This is a genomic window from Pseudomonas sp. MEJ086 (genome assembly GCF_030209025.1).
Taxonomy (GTDB): Bacteria; Pseudomonadota; Gammaproteobacteria; order Pseudomonadales; family Pseudomonadaceae; genus Aquipseudomonas; species Aquipseudomonas fulva_A.
The window spans coordinates 58069-75288 of record NZ_JARVSV010000021.1 but is presented as its reverse complement, the minus strand read 5'-3'; the positions used below and the strand labels follow the sequence as shown (position 1 = coordinate 75288).

15 protein-coding genes are annotated in these 17220 nt (G+C 64.3%); 13 read left to right on the top strand and 2 right to left on the bottom strand.

Annotated features, from left to right (window positions below; all coding sequences use genetic code 11):
• Positions 1 to 152: 152 nt before the first annotated feature.
• The 4 genes from holA (at position 153) to QRN22_RS14040 (ending at position 4169) form a co-directional block, all read left to right on the top strand.
• Positions 153 to 1187 carry a DNA polymerase III subunit delta gene (gene holA, locus QRN22_RS14055; protein ID WP_042555145.1) on the top strand — a complete coding sequence of 345 codons (1035 nt, stop codon included), beginning with the start codon at positions 153 to 155 and terminating at the stop codon, positions 1185 to 1187.
• Between the two features lie 87 nt (positions 1188 to 1274).
• Positions 1275 to 1442, top strand: coding sequence for an alternative ribosome rescue factor ArfA (gene arfA / locus QRN22_RS14050; RefSeq protein WP_042555144.1), 168 nt, complete (start codon positions 1275 to 1277; stop codon positions 1440 to 1442).
• Between the two features lie 70 nt (positions 1443 to 1512).
• Positions 1513 to 2805: a lytic murein transglycosylase gene (locus QRN22_RS14045; RefSeq protein ID WP_042555143.1), complete on the top strand. Its 1293-nt coding sequence runs from the start codon at positions 1513 to 1515 to the stop codon at positions 2803 to 2805.
• A 212-nt stretch (positions 2806 to 3017) separates the two neighbouring features.
• Positions 3018 to 4169, top strand: coding sequence for an acyl-CoA dehydrogenase family protein (locus QRN22_RS14040; RefSeq protein WP_042555142.1), 1152 nt, complete (start codon positions 3018 to 3020; stop codon positions 4167 to 4169).
• Here the strand turns inward: QRN22_RS14040 and QRN22_RS14035 are convergent.
• Positions 4166 to 5806, bottom strand: a complete 1641-nt coding sequence (locus QRN22_RS14035; protein WP_042555141.1) for a Na+/H+ antiporter — start codon at positions 5804 to 5806, stop codon at positions 4166 to 4168. The two genes, QRN22_RS14040 and QRN22_RS14035, sit on opposite strands and share 4 nt — an antisense overlap.
• A 194-nt stretch (positions 5807 to 6000) precedes the next feature.
• On the opposite strand from QRN22_RS14035, the gene QRN22_RS14030 reads away from it, so the two are divergent.
• From QRN22_RS14030 to QRN22_RS14015, 4 genes are all read left to right on the top strand, one after another.
• Complete coding sequence (locus QRN22_RS14030; RefSeq protein WP_042555140.1) at positions 6001 to 6348, top strand: ArsC family reductase; 348 nt, start codon at positions 6001 to 6003, stop codon at positions 6346 to 6348.
• Positions 6349 to 6385: 37 nt separating this feature from the next.
• A complete protein-coding gene (dapD, locus tag QRN22_RS14025) occupies positions 6386 to 7420 on the top strand; it encodes a 2,3,4,5-tetrahydropyridine-2,6-dicarboxylate N-succinyltransferase (RefSeq protein ID WP_042555139.1) in 1035 nt (344 codons plus the stop codon).
• 92 nt (positions 7421 to 7512) lie between these two features.
• Entirely contained in the window at positions 7513 to 8718 is a 1206-nt protein-coding gene (locus QRN22_RS14020; RefSeq protein WP_042555138.1) for an aminotransferase class V-fold PLP-dependent enzyme, read from the top strand.
• On the top strand, positions 8715 to 9119 hold the full coding sequence (locus QRN22_RS14015; protein WP_042555137.1) for a SufE family protein: 405 nt from the start codon (positions 8715 to 8717) through the stop codon (positions 9117 to 9119). Before QRN22_RS14020 ends, QRN22_RS14015 begins: the two co-directional genes overlap by 4 nt.
• Here the strand turns inward: QRN22_RS14015 and tcdA are convergent.
• A complete protein-coding gene (gene tcdA, locus QRN22_RS14010) occupies positions 9116 to 9928 on the bottom strand; it encodes a tRNA cyclic N6-threonylcarbamoyladenosine(37) synthase TcdA (RefSeq protein ID WP_042555136.1) in 813 nt (270 codons plus the stop codon). The genes QRN22_RS14015 and tcdA overlap by 4 nt on opposite strands.
• A 228-nt stretch (positions 9929 to 10156) precedes the next feature.
• On the opposite strand from tcdA, the gene QRN22_RS14005 reads away from it, so the two are divergent.
• The 5 genes from QRN22_RS14005 to QRN22_RS13985 all read left to right on the top strand — a co-directional run bounded on the left by QRN22_RS14005 (position 10157) and on the right by QRN22_RS13985 (position 17202).
• Entirely contained in the window at positions 10157 to 12754 is a 2598-nt protein-coding gene (locus tag QRN22_RS14005; protein ID WP_042555135.1) for a glycosyltransferase, read from the top strand.
• 203 nt (positions 12755 to 12957) lie between these two features.
• Positions 12958 to 14100, top strand: coding sequence for a succinyl-diaminopimelate desuccinylase (gene dapE, locus QRN22_RS14000; RefSeq protein WP_042555134.1), 1143 nt, complete (start codon positions 12958 to 12960; stop codon positions 14098 to 14100).
• Entirely contained in the window at positions 14100 to 14909 is an 810-nt protein-coding gene (locus QRN22_RS13995; RefSeq protein ID WP_042555133.1) for a putative RNA methyltransferase, read from the top strand. The genes dapE and QRN22_RS13995 overlap by 1 nt, the downstream gene beginning before the upstream one ends.
• A 213-nt stretch (positions 14910 to 15122) precedes the next feature.
• Complete coding sequence (locus QRN22_RS13990; RefSeq protein WP_042555346.1) at positions 15123 to 15494, top strand: hypothetical protein; 372 nt, start codon at positions 15123 to 15125, stop codon at positions 15492 to 15494.
• A 586-nt stretch (positions 15495 to 16080) separates the two neighbouring features.
• A complete protein-coding gene (locus tag QRN22_RS13985) occupies positions 16081 to 17202 on the top strand; it encodes a Re/Si-specific NAD(P)(+) transhydrogenase subunit alpha (RefSeq protein WP_042555132.1) in 1122 nt (373 codons plus the stop codon).
• Positions 17203 to 17220: the final 18 nt, after the last annotated feature.

Genomic DNA, 17220 nt, shown 5'->3' with positions numbered 1-17220 from the left:
GATTTTTCGCGCGCATGGCGCGCTCCCACAGTGGATCGGCGAACGGCTGCTTTAGCCATTGCGCTGCCAGTGCGCGTGAAGGCTCGTCGAAAATCGGGCCCCGGCTCCAAGACGGATGGGGTCGCTCCTTCGGCCCTTAGGTTTAGAAACTCATGAAACTCCCCCCCGCCCAACTCGGCAAACACCTTCAGGGTTCCCTGGCTCCGGTCTACGTGGTCTGCGGCGACGAAGCGCTGCTCTGCCAGGAAGCCACCGATGCCATCCGCAGTGCCAGTCGTGCTCAAGGCTTCACCGAGCGCGAGGTGTTTCACGCCGAGGCCAACTTCGACTGGGGCATGCTCTATGAAGCCGGCGCCAGCATGTCGCTGTTCGCCGACAAGCGCGTCATCGAACTGCGCATTCCCAATGGCAAGCCAGGCGACAAGGGTGCTGCAGTGATCATCGAGTATCTTGGCCGGCCGCCGGAAGACACCCTGCTGCTGATCAGCCTGCCCAAACTCGATGGCAGCGCGCAGAAGACCAAGTGGGCCAAGGCTCTGATCGATGGCCCGCACTGCCAGTTCGTGCAGATCTGGCCGGTGGACGCCAACCAGTTGCCGCAATGGATTCGTCAGCGCCTGGCCCAGTCGGGCATGAATGCCACTGCCGACGCGGTGGACCTGATCGCCGCCCGGGTAGAAGGCAACCTGCTGGCCGCCGCCCAGGAAATCGAGAAACTCAAGCTGCTCGCCGATGGCCAGCAGATCGATGCTGGCACCGTTCAGGCGGCCGTAGCCGACAGTGCCCGCTATGACGTTTTCGGCCTGATCGATGCCATCCTCAATGGCGAAGCCGCCCATGCCCTGCGCATGCTCGATGGCTTGCGTGGCGAAGGCCAGGAATCGCTGTTCATCGTGGTGATGCTGGCCCGCGAGCTGCGCCAGCTGGCCAACCTGTCCTACCAGTTCAGCCAGGGCATCCCGCTGGACAAGGCCTTCGCCTCGGCCCGCCCGCCGGTCTGGGACAAGCGTCGACCGCTGGTGAGCAAAGCCCTGCAACGTCACTCGCCGGCACGCTGGAATGCGCTGCTGATGGATGCCCAGCAGATCGATGCCCAGGTCAAGGGCCAGGCGGCGGGCGATCCGTGGGCGAGCCTGTCGCGCCTGGTGCTGATGATGGCCGGCCAGCGTCTCAAGCTCGGCACCTGAAGCCTCCAGCGCGTATGGACATGGCTCCCGCAGCGGCGCATCATTGCTGCCGCTCGCACCGGCGCGAGCACTGATCGAGGACCTGCCATGTGCAAGAAAGCACGCCCGAACAAGGCCAAATCCATCATCGCCCAGCCGCTGTTCCGCTCACGCCAGGAACGCCCCGGCAAAGGAAAAGGCAGCTACCGCCGCCAAGCCTCCCAGCAGAACTGGGAGGCTTTTTCGTTTCTGGGGCTGTCGAAAAAGGCGGCCTGACCACTCGCACAGCCCGCATTACCGCTCATCCGTGCTAAGGTGGTCGCCTGCAAAACGTGTTGAGATGACCATGCCCAACCTGTTCATTCGCGGCCTGCCTGCCACCGCTGCGGCCAGCTTCCTGCTTTTGCTCACGGCCTGTGCCGATGCCCCTGCCCAGCCCCTGGCCACCCCGAGCGCTACGCAGGGCAATACCCCGACCAACGCCGCATTCACCCAGCCCGTTCAGGAGCAGTTGAGCTTCGAACAATGGCGTGACCTGTTGCGCAGCGACGCGATCGCCGCCGGCATCAGCCCGACCCTGTTCGACCGTGCCTTCGCTGGCGTCGTGCCGAACCCGGACGTGGTCAAGGCCGACAGCAGCCAACCCGAATTCAGCCGCCCGGTGTGGGAGTACCTCAACGGTGCCGTCTCCCCCAGCCGTGTCGCTCGCGGTCGTATCCTGCTGACGCAAAACCGTGCCCTGCTCAATCAGATCGAGCAGCGCTATGGCGTCGACGCAGAGACCCTGGTCGCCATCTGGGGCATGGAAAGCAACTTCGGCAGCAACATCGGCAGCCACAACGTGGTGCGCTCCCTGGCCACGCTGGCCTATGAGGGGCGACGTCAGGCGTTCTGGCGCAGCCAGTTGCTGGCCGTGCTGCAGATTCTCCAACACGGCGACATCGCCCCGGAAAGCCTGGTCGGCTCCTGGGCCGGAGCCATGGGGCAGACCCAGTTCATGCCCACCACCTACAACGAACACGCGGTGGATTTCGACGGTGACGGCAAGCGCGACGTGTGGACGTCCTCGGCCGATGCGCTGGCCTCGGCGGCTCACTACCTGCAAGGCTCCAACTGGCAACTGCGTCAGCCTTGGGGCTTCGAGGTCGAGCTGCCGCAGGGCTTCGACTACGCCCTGGCCGACCCGGAAGTACGCCGCAGCCTCAGCGAATGGCGTGCCCTGGGCATTCACCCGGTGAGCCAACCGTTGAACACGCCTCGTGACGACGCCAGCGCCACCTTGCTGCTGCCCGCAGGCCACCGTGGCCCGGCATTCCTGCTGATGGGTAACTTCCGCAGCATCCTGCGCTACAACAACTCCACCTCCTACGCGCTGGCGATCGGGCTGCTGTCCGACAGCCTGCGTGGCGGCGGTGGCGTGCAAGGCACCTGGCCGGAAGGCGATCGGCAGTTGGGTCGCAGCGAGCGTGTCGAGCTACAGGAGCGCCTGAGCGCCCGTGGTTTCGATTCCGGTCATGCCGATGGCATCATCGGCGCCAACACCCGCAAGGCGATCCGTGCCTTCCAGCTGCACCTGGGCTGGCCAGCCGATGGCTACCCGGACAGCAACCTGCTCGACCAACTGCGCCAGCAGAACTGAGCGCCAGGGCCTGTTGACGTTTCACGCGAGGCCGCGTCGAAACGTCAGCAGCCCCTACAGCGCCGTGACGACCGTCACCGCGCGCACTCCGGCGTTTGCGATTAGCCCGTTCCTGGGCGACCCTGTAGTCAGGCCAGCCACGTGATCCGTGAGGGCCGCACCTGCCCGCTCGCCGTGATCCGGCGCGGGTCAATGACAATAGAGAGGTCGCTATGCACGACATCGAACTGGACGACGAACAACGCATGATCCGCGACTGCACCCGGCAGTTCGCCCGGCGCGCCATCGCCCCCCACGCCGAAGCATGGGAAAAGGCCGGCTGGATCGATGACGCGGTAGTGGCCCAGATGGGCGAAATGGGTCTGCTGGGAATGGTCGTCCCGGATACCTGGGGCGGCAGCTACCTCGACTATGTGGCCTACGCCCTGGCCATCGAGGAAGTCTCAGCCGCCGATGCCGCCACCGGCACCCTGATGAGCGTGCACAACTCGGTGGGCTGCGGCCCGCTGCTCAACCATGGCAACGACGCCCAGAAGAACGAATGGCTGCCGCGCCTGGCCAACGGCGCAGTGATCGGCTGCTTCTGCCTGACCGAACCCCAGGCGGGTTCCGAAGCCCACAACCTGCGTACCCGTGCCGAACTGCGCGACGGCCACTGGGTCCTCGATGGCGCCAAGCAGTTCGTCACCAATGGCCGCCGCGCCGGTCTGGCCATCGTCTTCGCGGTTACCGATGCCGCGCTTGGCAAGCAGGGCATTTCCGCCTTTCTGGTGCCGACCAACACCCCCGGCTTTCGCATCGAACGCAGTGAACACAAGATGGGCATTCGCGCTTCGGATACCTGCGCCATCGCCCTGGAGAACTGCCGCATCCCCGCCAGCAATCTGCTCGGCGAGCGCGGCAAGGGGCTGGGTATCGCCTTGTCCAATCTCGAGGGCGGGCGCATCGGCATTGCCGCCCAGGCGGTGGGTATCGCCCGCGCAGCCTTCGAGGCGGCGCTGCTCTACTCCCGTGAAAGGGTGCAGTTCGACAAGCCCATTGGCGAGCATCAGAGCATCGCCAACCTGCTCGCCGACATGCACACCCAGATCAACGCCGCACGCCTGCTGACCCTGCATGCCGCCCGCCTGCGCAGTGCCGGTCAGGCGTGCCTGTCGGAAGCCTCCCAGGCCAAGCTGTTCGCCTCGGAAATGGCCGAGCGCGTGTGTTCGAAGGCGCTGCAGGTGCATGGCGGCTACGGCTACCTGGAGGACTTCCCGGTGCAGCGTTACTACCGGGATGCGCGCATCACGCAGATCTACGAGGGCGCCAGCGAGATCCAGCGTCTGCTGATAGCCCGGGAGCTGAAGCATTACCAACCCTAACCCTTGAGCAGACGCGCCTCGGCGTTATCCAGGTCGCGAAGAATTTCCGCCAGCATGTCATCGTCCAACTGGTTCTCCTTGCGCATCCGGTACAGCTCCAGACGCTGGGTGCGCAGTGCATGCAGACGCATGCGGTACTCCAGCTGGTCGGCCTGACGCTGATAGTCACGCGACTCCTCGGCACGGCGCGTACGGGTGCGCTCGAGCAGGTCGCGGTACTCGCTCATCAGCTTGGCGCGGATTTCGGCCGCGGCGATCGCACCGTCGGTATCCGAGGCCTTTTCATCGTCGGCCTCCAGGCAGCGAATGGCCGCCTGCAGCACCTGAGCGCGGTGCCGATTGAGCTCGCCCTCCTGGCGCGCCACGTTGTCCTGGGGCAGCAGCGGCAGCAGACTCGGCAATGCCACGCTGGCGACCAGCAGCGACACCAGGATCACACCCGCGGCGATCAGGATCAGCAGGTCGCGCTCGGGAAACGCCTGGCCATTGTTGAGCAACAGTGGCAACGACATCACGCCGGCCAGCGTCACCGCGCCCCGTACGCCCCCCAGGGTCAGTACGGCCGTCAGGGCCAGGCGCGACTGCCCGGCGAAACGGGTCGACTTGCCGCGCCAGCGCCGCAGCATGCCCGAGGTACGCCAGTAGCTGTAGACCCAGACGAAACGCAGCGCCATCAGCACCCCGTACACCGCCAGCACATAGCCCAACGCCGGCAACAGCAGTTGCCAGGCGTCGGCGTGATCACCGATGACCGCCTTGATGATGTCCGGCAACTGCAGACCAAGCAGCAGGAAGATCAGGCCGTTGAAGGTGAATTCGAGCATCGCCCACACACCGCGATTGAGCAGGCGTGTGGTGGTCTGCCGTGGCAGCAGATCGAGACGGCTCTGCATCATGCCGGCGGCAACCGCCGAAAGAATGCCCGACAGTCCCAGATGCTCGGCGGCTACGTAGGCGGCGAAAGGCAGCAACAGCATCAGCAGCACGTGGGGCGCCGGCTCCTCCCAGCCACGGGCGATCATCCAGGCCCGCAAGCGGCCCAGCAGGTAGCTCAGCGCCATACCGATCAGCAGCCCGCCGACGGCCACCAGGACGAACTGCAGGCTGGCGTCGCCCAGGGAAAACACCCCGGTCAGGGTCGCCGCCACGGCGAACTTGAAGGCCACCAGGCCCGAGGCGTCGTTCATCAGCGCCTCGCCTTGCAGCAGGTTGTTCAGGGTGCCTGGCAGGCGACCGTGAGCGATCGCCGACACCGCCACTGCATCGGTTGGCGACAGCACTGCCGCCAGCGCGAAGCAAGCCGCCAGTGGCACCTGAGGCAGCAACCAATGAATGAAATAACCCGCACCCACAATGGTGAAGAACACCAGAGCGAAAGCCAGAAACAGGATCGGTGTACGCAGCTTGCGAAACTGCCCCTTGGGCATGCGCCAGCCGTCGACGAACAACAGCGGCGGGATGAACAGCAGGAGGAACAGCTCGGGGTCCAGCCGTACATGCAGCCCCAGTACCGGTATCGCCAGCAGTGCACCGATGAGAATCTGCAGGATCGGCAGTGGCAGCGGAATGAACTGGGCGCTGATACGGGTGCCGCTGACCACCAGCAACATGATCAGGATGGTGTAGAGAAGCTGCATGGCGGGGGAAATCCTTTACGAACAAGACCGCATGGCTCGCATGGGCCCTGCATTCTAACGCGTCGTACGACGCGTGCGGACCGACTTGTGCCCTGACAGCGCCGCAAGGCGAGTCGACGTGGCATAATCCACCGCTCGGTATTAACAAGGTATTGAGGAGGATTCGACGAGTGGAATCCTTCCGAGGGAAATCAATGAGTAACGTCCTTTATGGGATCAAGGCCTGCGACACCATGAAGAAGGCCCGCACCTGGCTCGACGAGCAAGGTATCGCTTACCAGTTTCACGATTACAAGACCGCCGGCATCGACCGCGGCAACCTGCAGAAGTGGTGTGACGAGCACGGCTGGGAAACCATCCTCAACCGCGCCGGTACCACGTTCCGCAAACTCGACGACGCCCAGAAGAGCGATCTCGATCAGGCCAAGGCCATCGAACTGATGCTGGCCCAACCGTCGATGATCAAGCGCCCCGTGCTGGATCTGGGCACGCGTAGGCTGGTCGGCTTCAAACCCGAGCGCTATGCCGCCGAACTGGCCTGATAGTCACCTCAATCGAATTCGTTGCAAGGAAAAGCCCATGTCCAACACCCTGTTCAGCCTGGCCTTCGGGGTCGGCACCCAAAACCGTCAAAGCACCTGGCTGGAAGTGTTCTACGCACAGCCCCTGCTCAACCCGAGCGCCGAACTGGTCGCCAAGGTCACCGAGAAGCTCGGCTACAGCGGCGGCAACCAGGCCATCGCGCTGACCAACCAGCAGGCCGGTGAACTGGCCAGTGCCCTGAAACACATCGACGCGGTACAGAGCGCCCTGCTCACCCGCCTGGCGGAAAGCGCCAAGCCGCTGGTCGCCACCCTGCTGGCCGAAGATGCCGCCCTGACCAGCACCCCCGAGGCTTACCTCAAGCTGCACCTGCTGTCCCATCGCCTGGTCAAGCCCCACGGCCTGAACCTGACCGGCATCTTCCCGCTGCTGCCCAACGTTGCCTGGACCAGCCAGGGTGCCGTGGATCTGCTCGAGCTGACCGAGCGCCAGCTGGAAGCGCGCCTGAAAGGCGACCTGCTGGAAGTCTTCTCGGTGGACAAGTTCCCGAAAATGACCGACTACGTGGTACCCACCGGCGTACGTATCGCCGACAGCGCACGTATCCGCCTGGGCGCCTACATCGGTGAAGGCACCACCGTGATGCACGAAGGTTTCGTCAACTTCAACGCCGGCACCGCTGGCCCCGGCATGATCGAAGGCCGCGTTTCCGCTGGCGTATTCGTCGGCAAGGGGTCGGATCTGGGCGGCGGCTGCTCGACCATGGGCACCCTGTCCGGTGGCGGCAACATCGTCATCTCCGTGGGTGAAGGCTGCCTGATCGGCGCCAACGCTGGCATCGGCATCCCATTGGGCGACCGCAACATCGTCGAAGCCGGCCTGTACGTGACCGCTGGCACCAAGATCGCCCTGCTCGACGACCAGAACAACCTGGTCAAGGTGGTCAAGGGTCGTGACCTGGCGGGTCAGGCCGACCTGCTGTTCCGTCGCAACTCGCAAACTGGCGCGGTGGAGTGCAAGACCAACAAGTCGGCCATCGAGCTGAACGAAGCCCTGCACGCTCACAACTGAGCCCAGGCTTCGCCCGAGCGGGCTGTGTGCGCGTTAGACTATCGGTCTTCGCGGGCACAGCCCGTTTTCACATTTAGCGTTACGAGATCCGGATGACCCTGATTTCCCCCTGGCGCGCCGATTTTCCCGGCCTGCTGGCCCTCGACCGCGAAGGCCAGACCTACCTCGACAGCGCTGCCACGGCGCAGAAACCGCAGACGGTACTGGATGCCTTGCTGGCCTACTACGCCGGCGGAGCCGCCAATGTGCACCGCGCCCAGCACCTGCCCGGCGAGCGCGCCACCCGGGCCTTCGAGGCAACCCGCGACAAGGCTGCGCGCTGGCTGAATGCCGCCGACCGCGAGGACATCGTCTTCACCCGCGGCGCCACGGAATCCCTCAACCTGCTCGCCTATGGGCTGGAACACCTGTTCGCGGCTGGCGACGAGATCGTCGTCAGCGCCGCCGAGCACCATGCCAACCTGCTTCCCTGGCAGCAGTTGGCAGCGCGCAGGTCCCTGAAGCTGGTGGTGTTGCCACTGACGCCCCAGGGCGATATCGACCTGCAGCAGGCGACCACCCTCATCGGGCCGCGCACCCGGCTACTCGCCGTCAGCCAACTGTCCAACGTGCTGGGCCGCAGGCAGGCGCTGCACACGCTGATCCAGCAGGCTCGCGACGGCGGCGCCCTGACGGTCGTGGACGGTGCCCAGGCTATCGTACATGGCCGCCAGGACATGCAGGCACTGGGCTGCGACTTTTACGTCTGCTCCAGCCACAAGCTGTATGGCCCGGATGGCGTCGGCCTGCTCTATGGCCGGCGCGGCGCACTGCAGCGCCTGCAGCATTGGCAGTTCGGCGGTGAGATGGTGCAGCAGGCGGGTTATCTCGCCTCGACCTTTCGCGACGCGCCGCTCGGCCTGGAAGCCGGTACGCCACCGGTAGCCGGAGTCATCGCCTTTGGCGCGGCCCTGGATTACCTCGGCAGCCTCGATGCCCAAGCCATCGGCAACCACGAAGCCGCGTTGCACCGCATGCTGCTGGCCGGCCTGCACGGCTACGCGGGCCTGCGCCTGCTCGGCGAGCCGGAAACGGCGCTGGCCTGCTTTACCGTAGACGGCGTGCACAGCGGCGACCTTGCCCACCTGCTCACCGAGCAAGGCATCGCCGTACGGGTCGGCCATCATTGCGCGATGCCGCTGCTGCAACGGCTGGGGGTGAACGGCGCGATCCGCGTGTCCCTCGCCCTGTACAACGACGAAAGCGATCTGCAGCGCTTCTTCGCCGCGCTGGACAAGGCGCTGGAGCTGCTGCGGTGAGCCTGCCCGACCATGCCCGTGAAGCCTTCGACGCGTTCAGCGCATGTTCCGGCTGGGAGCAGCGTGCACGCCTGCTGATGCAGTGGGGCGAGCGTCTGGAACCCTTGACCGAGCGGCGCGATGCCGATCGTGTGCACGGCTGTGAAAGTCAGGTGTGGCTGAGTGGCGAAATCCGCGACGGCCATTGGCACTTCCGCGCCAGCAGCGATGCCCGCCTCATCCGCGGCCTGCTGGCCGTGTTGCTGGCTCGCGTCGATGGCTTGAGCGCCGACGAACTGGCAAGCCTGAATATCGCCGAGTGGTTCGACAGCCTTGGTCTGTCCCGACAGCTCTCACCTTCGCGCGCCAATGGCATGAACGCGGTGGTGCGCCAGATGCGCCAGTTGATCGAGCCGACTTAGGCGTTCGCCACGGGCCGTTCGGAAGGCCGCCGTGCTCCGGCGACAAGGCGATCGACGATACGGGCGGCGGCGACCATGCCGAAGGTGGCGGTCACCATCATCACCGCGCCGAAGCCACCGGCGCAGTCGAGCTTCACGCCGTCGCCGACGAAGGCCTTGCTCAGGCAAATCCCACCATCGGCGCCGGGGTAACGCAACTGCTCGGTGGAGAACACACAGGGCACGCTGTAGTTGCGCCCCGGCGTACGGGAGAAGCCGTAATCGCGGCGCAACGTAGAACGCACCTTGGCTGCCAGCGGATCATTGAAGGTCTTGTTCAGATCCCCGACCTGAACCTGACTCGGATCGATCTGCCCCCCCGCACCACCGGTGGTGACAATGGCGATCTTGCGGCGCTTGCACCAGGCGATCAGCGCCGCCTTGGCTGCCACGCTATCGATGCAGTCGACCACCGCGTCGAGCTCGACGGTGATGTAATCGGCCATGGTGTCACGGGTCACGAAGTCGGCCACCTCATGCACCACGCAGGCCGGGTTGATGGCCCGCAGACGCTCGGCCATCACCTCGACCTTGGCGCGGCCGACCTGGCCCTGCAGGGCATGGGCCTGCCGGTTGGTGTTGCTGACGCAGACATCATCCAGGTCGAACAGGGAAATCTCGCCCACCCCGGAGCGCGCCAGCGCCTCGGCCACCCAGGAGCCGACGCCGCCGATACCGACCACCGCCACGTGGGCAGCAGCCAGCCGCTCTGCGCCTTCACGGCCATACAACCGGGCAATTCCGGCGAAACGTTGCTCATCGAACGACATGCGGGCTCCTCTTGGTGGGCGCGCATTATAGGTAGCCTGGGCGCTCATCCCAAGCACCATCGGGCAGGCATCGCGCAGCAGCGCCAAGAGCCGCTGGAAACGCTGACACGCCAGCTCAGGCAAGCACTCAGGGCTGTGCTATACAGTCATTCATCGACGGAGTAGCATGCGCGCCAATCGGCGTTCGCCGGTCTTCTCCCCGTTCCACCTTACGGAACCTGACACAGCATGCTTTCGCGCAAGTTCGTCCTCAATCTGGTTGTATTTCTGGCAATTGCCGCCCTGTTCACCGGTATCTGGGCGCTCTACAACCGCCCGGTCACCGCGCCGGACTGGCCCGAGCAGATTTCCGGTTATTCCTACTCACCATTCCGCCAGGGGCAGAACCCGCAAACGGGCGTCTACCCGAGCGACCAGGAAATGCGCACGGATCTCGAACTGCTTTCCAAGCAGACCGACAGCATCCGAACCTATTCGGTGGATGATGCCCTGGACAAAATTCCACTGCTCGCCGAGGAGTTCGGCCTGCGCGTGACGCTGGGGGTGTGGATCAGCCCTGACGAGGAGCGCAACGAGCGCGAAATCACCAAGGCCATCGAGATCGCCAATACCTCGCGCAGCGTCGTGCGCGTAGTGGTCGGCAACGAGGCGTTGTTCCGCCGCGAGGTTACCGTCAAGCAGCTGACCGCCTACATGGATCGGGTGCGCTCGGCGGTCAAGGTGCCGGTCACCACCTCCGAGCAGTGGCACATCTGGGAGGAGTACCCGGAGCTGGCCGACCACGCGGACCTGATCGCGGCCCACGTGCTGCCGTATTGGGAATTCATGCGCATGCAGGATTCCACGCAGTTCACCCTCGATCGCGCCCGTGACCTGAAGAAGCTGTTCCCGAAAAAACCACTGCTGCTCTCCGAGGTCGGCTGGCCGAGCAATGGCCGCGTGCGCGGTGGCGCCGAAGCGACCCAGGCGGACCAGGCCATCTACCTGCGGACCCTGGTCACCACGCTGAACGCCCAAGGCTACAACTACTTCGTGATCGAGGCGTTCGACCAGCCGTGGAAAGCCGGTGACGAAGGTTCCGTGGGCGCCTACTGGGGCGTCTACAACCTCGACCGCAATCCCAAATTCAACTTCGAAGGGCCGGTCGTGGCCATTCCGCAATGGCGCTTGCTGGCGGTTGCCTCGGTGGTCATGGCGCTGCTTTCCCTGGCCTTGATGCTCATCGACGGCAGTGCCCTGCACCAGCGTGGGCGCACCTTCCTGACCTTCGTCGCGTTCGCTGGCGGCTCGGCACTGGTGTGGATCGGCTACGACTACAGCCAGCAGTACAGCACCTGGTTCAGCATGCTGGTCGGGCTGCTGCTCGGCATTGGCGCCATCGGCGTGTTCATCGTCCTGCTCACCGAGGCCCACGAACTGGCCGAGACGGTGTGGACGCAACGACGGCGGCCCTTCACGCCGGTGCTCGGCGACAGCGATTACCGCCCCAAGGTGTCGATCCACGTGCCGTGCTACAACGAGCCGCCGGAGATGGTCAAACAGACCCTGGATGCCCTGGCCAACCTCGACTATCCGGACTTCGAAGTCCTGATCATCGACAACAACACCAAGGATCCCGCGGTGTGGGAGCCGGTGCGCGACTATTGCGAAGAGCTCGGCCCACGCTTCCGCTTCTTCCACGTGGCGCCGCTGCACGGCTTCAAGGGCGGCGCGCTGAACTACATCCTGCCGCACACCGCGCCGGATGCCGAAGTGGTCGCGGTGATCGACTCCGACTACTGCGTCGACCGCAACTGGCTCAAGCACATGGTGCCGCACTTCGCCGATCCGTCGATCGCCGTGGTGCAATCGCCGCAGGACTATCGCGACGGTGAGGAAAGCACCTTCAAGAAGCTCTGCTACGCCGAGTACAAGGGCTTCTTCCACATCGGCATGGTGACCCGCAACGACCGCAACGCGATCATCCAGCACGGCACCATGACCATGATTCGCCGCACCGTGATGGACGAACTGAAGTGGGCCGACTGGACCATCTGCGAAGACGCCGAGCTCGGCCTGCGCGTGTTCGAGAAAGGCTATTCGGCCGCCTATGCCCATGACAGCTTCGGCAAGGGGCTGATGCCGGATACCTTCATCGACTACAAGAAGCAGCGCTTCCGCTGGGCCTACGGCGCCATTCAGATCATGAAGGGGCACGCCCGCGAACTGCTTGCTGGCAAAGGCAGCGAACTCAAGCGCGGCCAGCGTTATCACTTCGTCGCGGGCTGGCTGCCGTGGGTCGCCGATGGCCTGAACATCTTCTTCACCGCGGGCGCCCTGCTCTGGTCGGCAGCGATGATCATCGTGCCGCAACGGGTCGACCCACCGCTGCTGATCTTCGCGATTCCGCCCCTGGCCCTGTTCCTGTTCAAGGTCGGCAAGATCATCTTCCTGTATCAGCGGGCAGTGGGGGTCAACCTCAAGGATGCGGCCTGCGCGGCGGTGGCCGGGCTGGCGCTGTCGCACACCATCGCCAAGGCGGTGCTGTACGGGGCCTTCACCAAGAGCATCCCGTTCTTCCGTACGCCGAAGATGCGCTCCAGCCATGGCCTGATGGTGGCCCTTGCGGAAGCTCGCGAAGAAGTCTTCATCATGCTCCTGCTGTGGGGCGGCGCGCTGGGTATCGCCATCGTTCAGGGCCTGCCCAGCTACGACGTGAAGTTCTGGGTGGTCATGCTGCTGGTGCAGTCGTTGCCTTACCTGGCCGCGCTGATCATGGCACTGCTTTCCTCGCAGCCCAAACCGCTGGAGATTCCCGTGGTGCAGAGCGAGGCCGAAAACGCCTGATACCGGTGAGCGACACGACGACGGCGGCCAATTGGCCGCCGTTTTCTTTTTCAGGCTGGTGAGCGGCAACCGCACGAACACCCTGGAGCCTTTACATCCTGCGCGAAAAGGCCGAACGCCTACGAGGCAGGCGCGTTTTGCTTTAAGCTATGCGCCCTTCCCGCCCTGCACTGCTTTACGAGCATTACTTTACCGGAGTTCCCATGACGGCCCTGTCCCCCACCCTCGAGCTCGCCTGCGATCTGATTCGCCGGCCATCCGTCACGCCACTGGATGAAGGCTGCCAGGAGCTGATGATGCGTCGTCTCGCGGCCCTGGGTTTTGCCATCGAAGCGATGCGCATCGAGGACGTGGACAACTTCTGGGCGAGCCATGGCAGCCAGGACGGTCCGGTGCTGTGCTTCGCCGGCCACACCGACGTGGTGCCCACCGGCCCGGTGCAGGCCTGGCAGCACGGCCCGTTCGAAGCGCTGATCGACGAGCAGGGCATGCTCTGCGGCCGTGGCGCCGCCGACATGAAGGGCAGCCTGGCGTCGATGATCATCGCCGTCGAGCGCTTCGTCGCCGAGCACCCGAACCACAAGGGCCGTATCACCTTTCTGATCACCAGCGACGAAGAAGGCCCCGCCCACCATGGCACCAAGGCCGTGGTCGAGCGACTGGCCGCGCGCAACGAGCGCCTCGACTGGTGCATCGTTGGCGAACCGTCGAGCACGTCGCTGGTCGGCGACGTGGTGAAGAACGGCCGCCGTGGCTCCCTGGGGGCGACCCTCACCGTACGCGGGATCCAGGGCCACGTGGCCTACCCGCACCTGGCGAAGAACCCGATTCACCTGGCCGCCCCGGCCCTGGCCGAACTGGCCGCCGAGCACTGGGACGACGGCAATGCGTTCTTCCCGCCGACCAGTTTCCAGGTTTCCAATCTGAATGCCGGCACCGGTGCGACCAACGTCATTCCTGGCGAGCTGAGCGCGGTGTTCAACTTCCGTTTCTCCACCGAATCGACCGTCGAAGGCCTGCAGCAACGGGTCAACGCCATCTTCGACAAGCACGGCCTGGACTATCACATCGAATGGGCGCTGTCGGGCCTGCCATTCCTCACCGAGCCCGGCGCCCTGCTCGATGCGGTCAGCGCCAGCATCCGTAGCGTGACCGGTCGCGAAACCACGCCAAGCACCAGCGGCGGCACGTCCGATGGGCGCTTCATCGCCACCCTGGGCACCCAGGTGGTCGAGCTCGGCCCGGTCAACGCGACCATTCACCAGGTCAATGAACGGGTACTGGCCAGCGATCTCGATGTACTCACCGAGATCTACTACCAGACTCTGGTCAAGCTGCTCGCCTGATGCTCAGCTGCCCGATCTGCCAGGCACCGCTGCAGGCCGTCGACAACGGCGTGGCCTGCCCGGCCAACCACCGCTTCGACCGTGCGCGCCAGGGTTACCTCAACCTGCTGCCGGTACAGCACAAGAACAGCCGTGACCCGGGCGACAATGCCGCCATGGTCGAGGCACGCCGACGCTTTCTCGATGGCGGTCACTACGCGCCGCTGGCCGCCAGACTGGCACAGCTGGCAGCCGGTTACGGCCCGCAGCGGTGGCTGGATATCGGTTGCGGCGAAGGTTATTACACCGCGCAGATCGCCGCGGCGCTGCCAGAGGCCGATGGTTATGCCCTGGATATCTCCCGTGAAGCGGTGAAGCGTGCCTGCAAGCGTGCCCCCCAGTTGAGCTGGTTGATCGCCAGCATGGCCCGCGTGCCGCTGGCCGACGCCAGCTGTCAGTTGCTGGCCAGCGTATTCAGCCCACTGGACTGGCAGGAGGCCAAACGCCTGCTCGCCCCCGGTGGCGGCCTGCTGCGCATGGGGCCGACTCGCGACCACCTGATAGAGCTTCGTCAGCAGCTCTACGATGAGGTGCGCGACTACGATGACCAGAAACACCTCGAGCTGATCCCGCCGGGCATGCACCTGGCGCACAGCGAAACCCTGAGCTTCCCGCTGCTGCTCGCCACGCCAGAGGCGCGGGCCGACCTCCTGGCGATGACACCCCATGGCTGGCGCGCCAGCGCGGAACGCCGCGCTGCGGTGATTGCCGAAAGCTTCGAAGTGACCGTCGCCATCCGCTACGATTGGATCGAGCGTGACGCCCCCTAAAAACCTGTGCACGATCTTGCGAGCTGGAGCCCTACAATGCCTAGGCGGCCCCGCAAAAACAGACGAGGAAGCGGAGTGTACTTTTGTACATGAGCATGACTCACTTCGTTCGCCCCTTCGGGGCCGCACTGAAGTGCGTTAATCGCAAACGACTTCCGAGTCTGTTTTTAACGCGGCAGGGCCGACGCGCAGCAGATCGAGATGAGGATGAAAATGCGCCAACCGGATATCGAGATATACCTCAAGGACGCCGATCACCAGGCCATCGCCGCCTGGCTGACAGAGGCCCTGGGCCCCTGCTCCGAGTGGCAACAGAAAGGTCAGACCTTCCAGTGCCGCGCCGGCGAAGTCCCTGTGACCTGGCTGCCCAAGGCCGTGGGCAAATGGCACAGCCTGTACCTGGAGAGCGACGCCACGCCATGGCAGGATGACCTGGCCTGCGCCCAGGCGGCCTACGCCGTACTGGACGTGGAAATCCGCTGCGCACCTGGCAGCTGGGAAGAGGAAGAAAGCGATGAGCAGGCCGATCAGTGGCTGCGCATCAGCGCCGACGGCGTGCAGGAAATCACCTGGCGTACGGGCTGATCGGGCCAGGACTGCGCCCGGGCATCGCTTCGTTCAACCCGGGCGACGTTAGCGATCACCCCGCAGGCGTGCCATTCGGCTGCACGCCTCATGCACAGCTTTAAGCCTGCTCCCGTTCATATCCCCCATCGACTTTGGCAAGCCCCCCCTCAATACCCCCGTGGCCTGACGGCGAGCGAAGCGACACTCAGGCTCCAATGCCCAGCAATAGGGCCTCCGCACCTTGTAGCTAAAACACAATAACGCTACATAACGACCTAAAAACCTGTTCAATGCCCCGTAAATGATATTGAACGGTGTGACACCGCGTCGCAGGCTCGCCGTTAGCTCACTATCATATTTTCAGACATTTATTCCTGATAACGCCTTATTCTCAGATATTGCCTACATAATTCGATTATTTATCCGAATAATTCCGCATGAAAAATAACAATATCTCCGATAACTTGTAGTCATGACAAATAAACGCTCCATGAATATTGCTTACTGATCCCCTTCCTTTGCAGAATGCGGGCTATCGACTTTAGTCGATACCGTACCTCCGTCGCCCCCGGGTGAATCTGCAACGATCGCAGGAGATGCAAGCGTGCACATTGGTGTTCCTCTCGAAACCCATGCAGGCGAAACGCGGGTTGCCGCGACGCCGGAAACCATCAAGAAGCTGATAGGCCAGGGCCATCAGGTCACCGTTCAAAGCGGTGCCGGCATCGCAGCCAGCATTACCGACAGCGCCTATGAAGCGGCGGGTGCGAGCATTGGCGATGCCACGGCAGCATTCAACGCAGCCCTGATCCTCAAGGTGGTAGCGCCGGACGACACCGAGCTGGCGCGCATGCAGCCCGGCACCGTGCTGGTCGGCATGCTCAACCCGTTCAGCGTCGAGACCATCGAGCGCATGAACGCGCGCGGCATCACCGCCTTCGCTCTGGAGGCGGCGCCGCGTACCTCCCGTGCCCAGAGCCTGGACGTGCTGTCGTCCCAGGCCAACATCGCCGGCTACAAGGCGGTGATGCTGGCAGCCAACCACTACCCGCGCTTCATGCCGATGCTGATGACTGCCGCCGGTACGGTGAAAGCCGCTCGAGTGCTGATCCTAGGTGCCGGGGTCGCCGGCCTGCAGGCGATCGCCACGGCCAAACGACTGGGCGCGGTGATCGAGGCTTCCGATGTGCGTCCTGCGGTGAAGGAGCAGATCGAATCCCTGGGTGCCAAGTTCGTCGACGTGCCGTTCGAGACCGATGAGGAGCGCGAATGCGCCGAAGGCGTCGGCGGTTACGCCCGCCCGATGCCTGCCTCGTGGATGGAGCGCCAGGCCAGGGCCGTGCACGAACGGGCCAAACAGGCCGACATCGTCATCACCACGGCGCTGATTCCAGGCCGCAAGGCGCCCACGCTTTTGCACGAAGCCACCGTCGCCGAAATGAAACCGGGCTCGGTCGTCATCGATCTGGCTGCCATTCAGGGCGGCAACTGCCCCCTGACGGAACTGGACAAGGTGGTGATCAAGCACGGCGTAACCCTGGTCGGCCACGGCAATCTGCCGGCCCTGGTCGCCGCCGATGCCTCGGCGCTGTATGCCCGCAACCTGCTCGACTTTCTCAAGCTGGTGATCGACGAGAAAGGCGCCTTCCACCTCAACCTGGAAGACGACATCGTCGCTGCCTGCCTGATGTGCAAAGACGGCGAGATCGTGCGCATCAATAAATGATGGCCTCCCTCTCCTCAT

What these genes read in the sequence shown, in the direction of transcription:
- holA (WP_042555145.1), top strand. Translation starts at nt 153, where the DNA reads ATGAAACTCCCCCCCGCCCAACTCGGCAAACACCTTCAGGGTTCCCTG.
- arfA (WP_042555144.1), top strand. Translation starts at nt 1,275, where the DNA reads ATGTGCAAGAAAGCACGCCCGAACAAGGCCAAATCCATCATCGCCCAG.
- QRN22_RS14045 (WP_042555143.1), top strand. Translation starts at nt 1,513, where the DNA reads ATGCCCAACCTGTTCATTCGCGGCCTGCCTGCCACCGCTGCGGCCAGC.
- QRN22_RS14040 (WP_042555142.1), top strand. Translation starts at nt 3,018, where the DNA reads ATGCACGACATCGAACTGGACGACGAACAACGCATGATCCGCGACTGC.
- QRN22_RS14035 (WP_042555141.1), bottom strand. Translation starts at nt 5,806, where the DNA reads ATGCAGCTTCTCTACACCATCCTGATCATGTTGCTGGTGGTCAGCGGC.
- QRN22_RS14030 (WP_042555140.1), top strand. Translation starts at nt 6,001, where the DNA reads ATGAGTAACGTCCTTTATGGGATCAAGGCCTGCGACACCATGAAGAAG.
- dapD (WP_042555139.1), top strand. Translation starts at nt 6,386, where the DNA reads ATGTCCAACACCCTGTTCAGCCTGGCCTTCGGGGTCGGCACCCAAAAC.
- QRN22_RS14020 (WP_042555138.1), top strand. Translation starts at nt 7,513, where the DNA reads ATGACCCTGATTTCCCCCTGGCGCGCCGATTTTCCCGGCCTGCTGGCC.
- tcdA (WP_042555136.1), bottom strand. Translation starts at nt 9,928, where the DNA reads ATGTCGTTCGATGAGCAACGTTTCGCCGGAATTGCCCGGTTGTATGGC.
- QRN22_RS14005 (WP_042555135.1), top strand. Translation starts at nt 10,157, where the DNA reads ATGCTTTCGCGCAAGTTCGTCCTCAATCTGGTTGTATTTCTGGCAATT.
- dapE (WP_042555134.1), top strand. Translation starts at nt 12,958, where the DNA reads ATGACGGCCCTGTCCCCCACCCTCGAGCTCGCCTGCGATCTGATTCGC.
- QRN22_RS13995 (WP_042555133.1), top strand. Translation starts at nt 14,100, where the DNA reads ATGCTCAGCTGCCCGATCTGCCAGGCACCGCTGCAGGCCGTCGACAAC.
- QRN22_RS13990 (WP_042555346.1), top strand. Translation starts at nt 15,123, where the DNA reads ATGCGCCAACCGGATATCGAGATATACCTCAAGGACGCCGATCACCAG.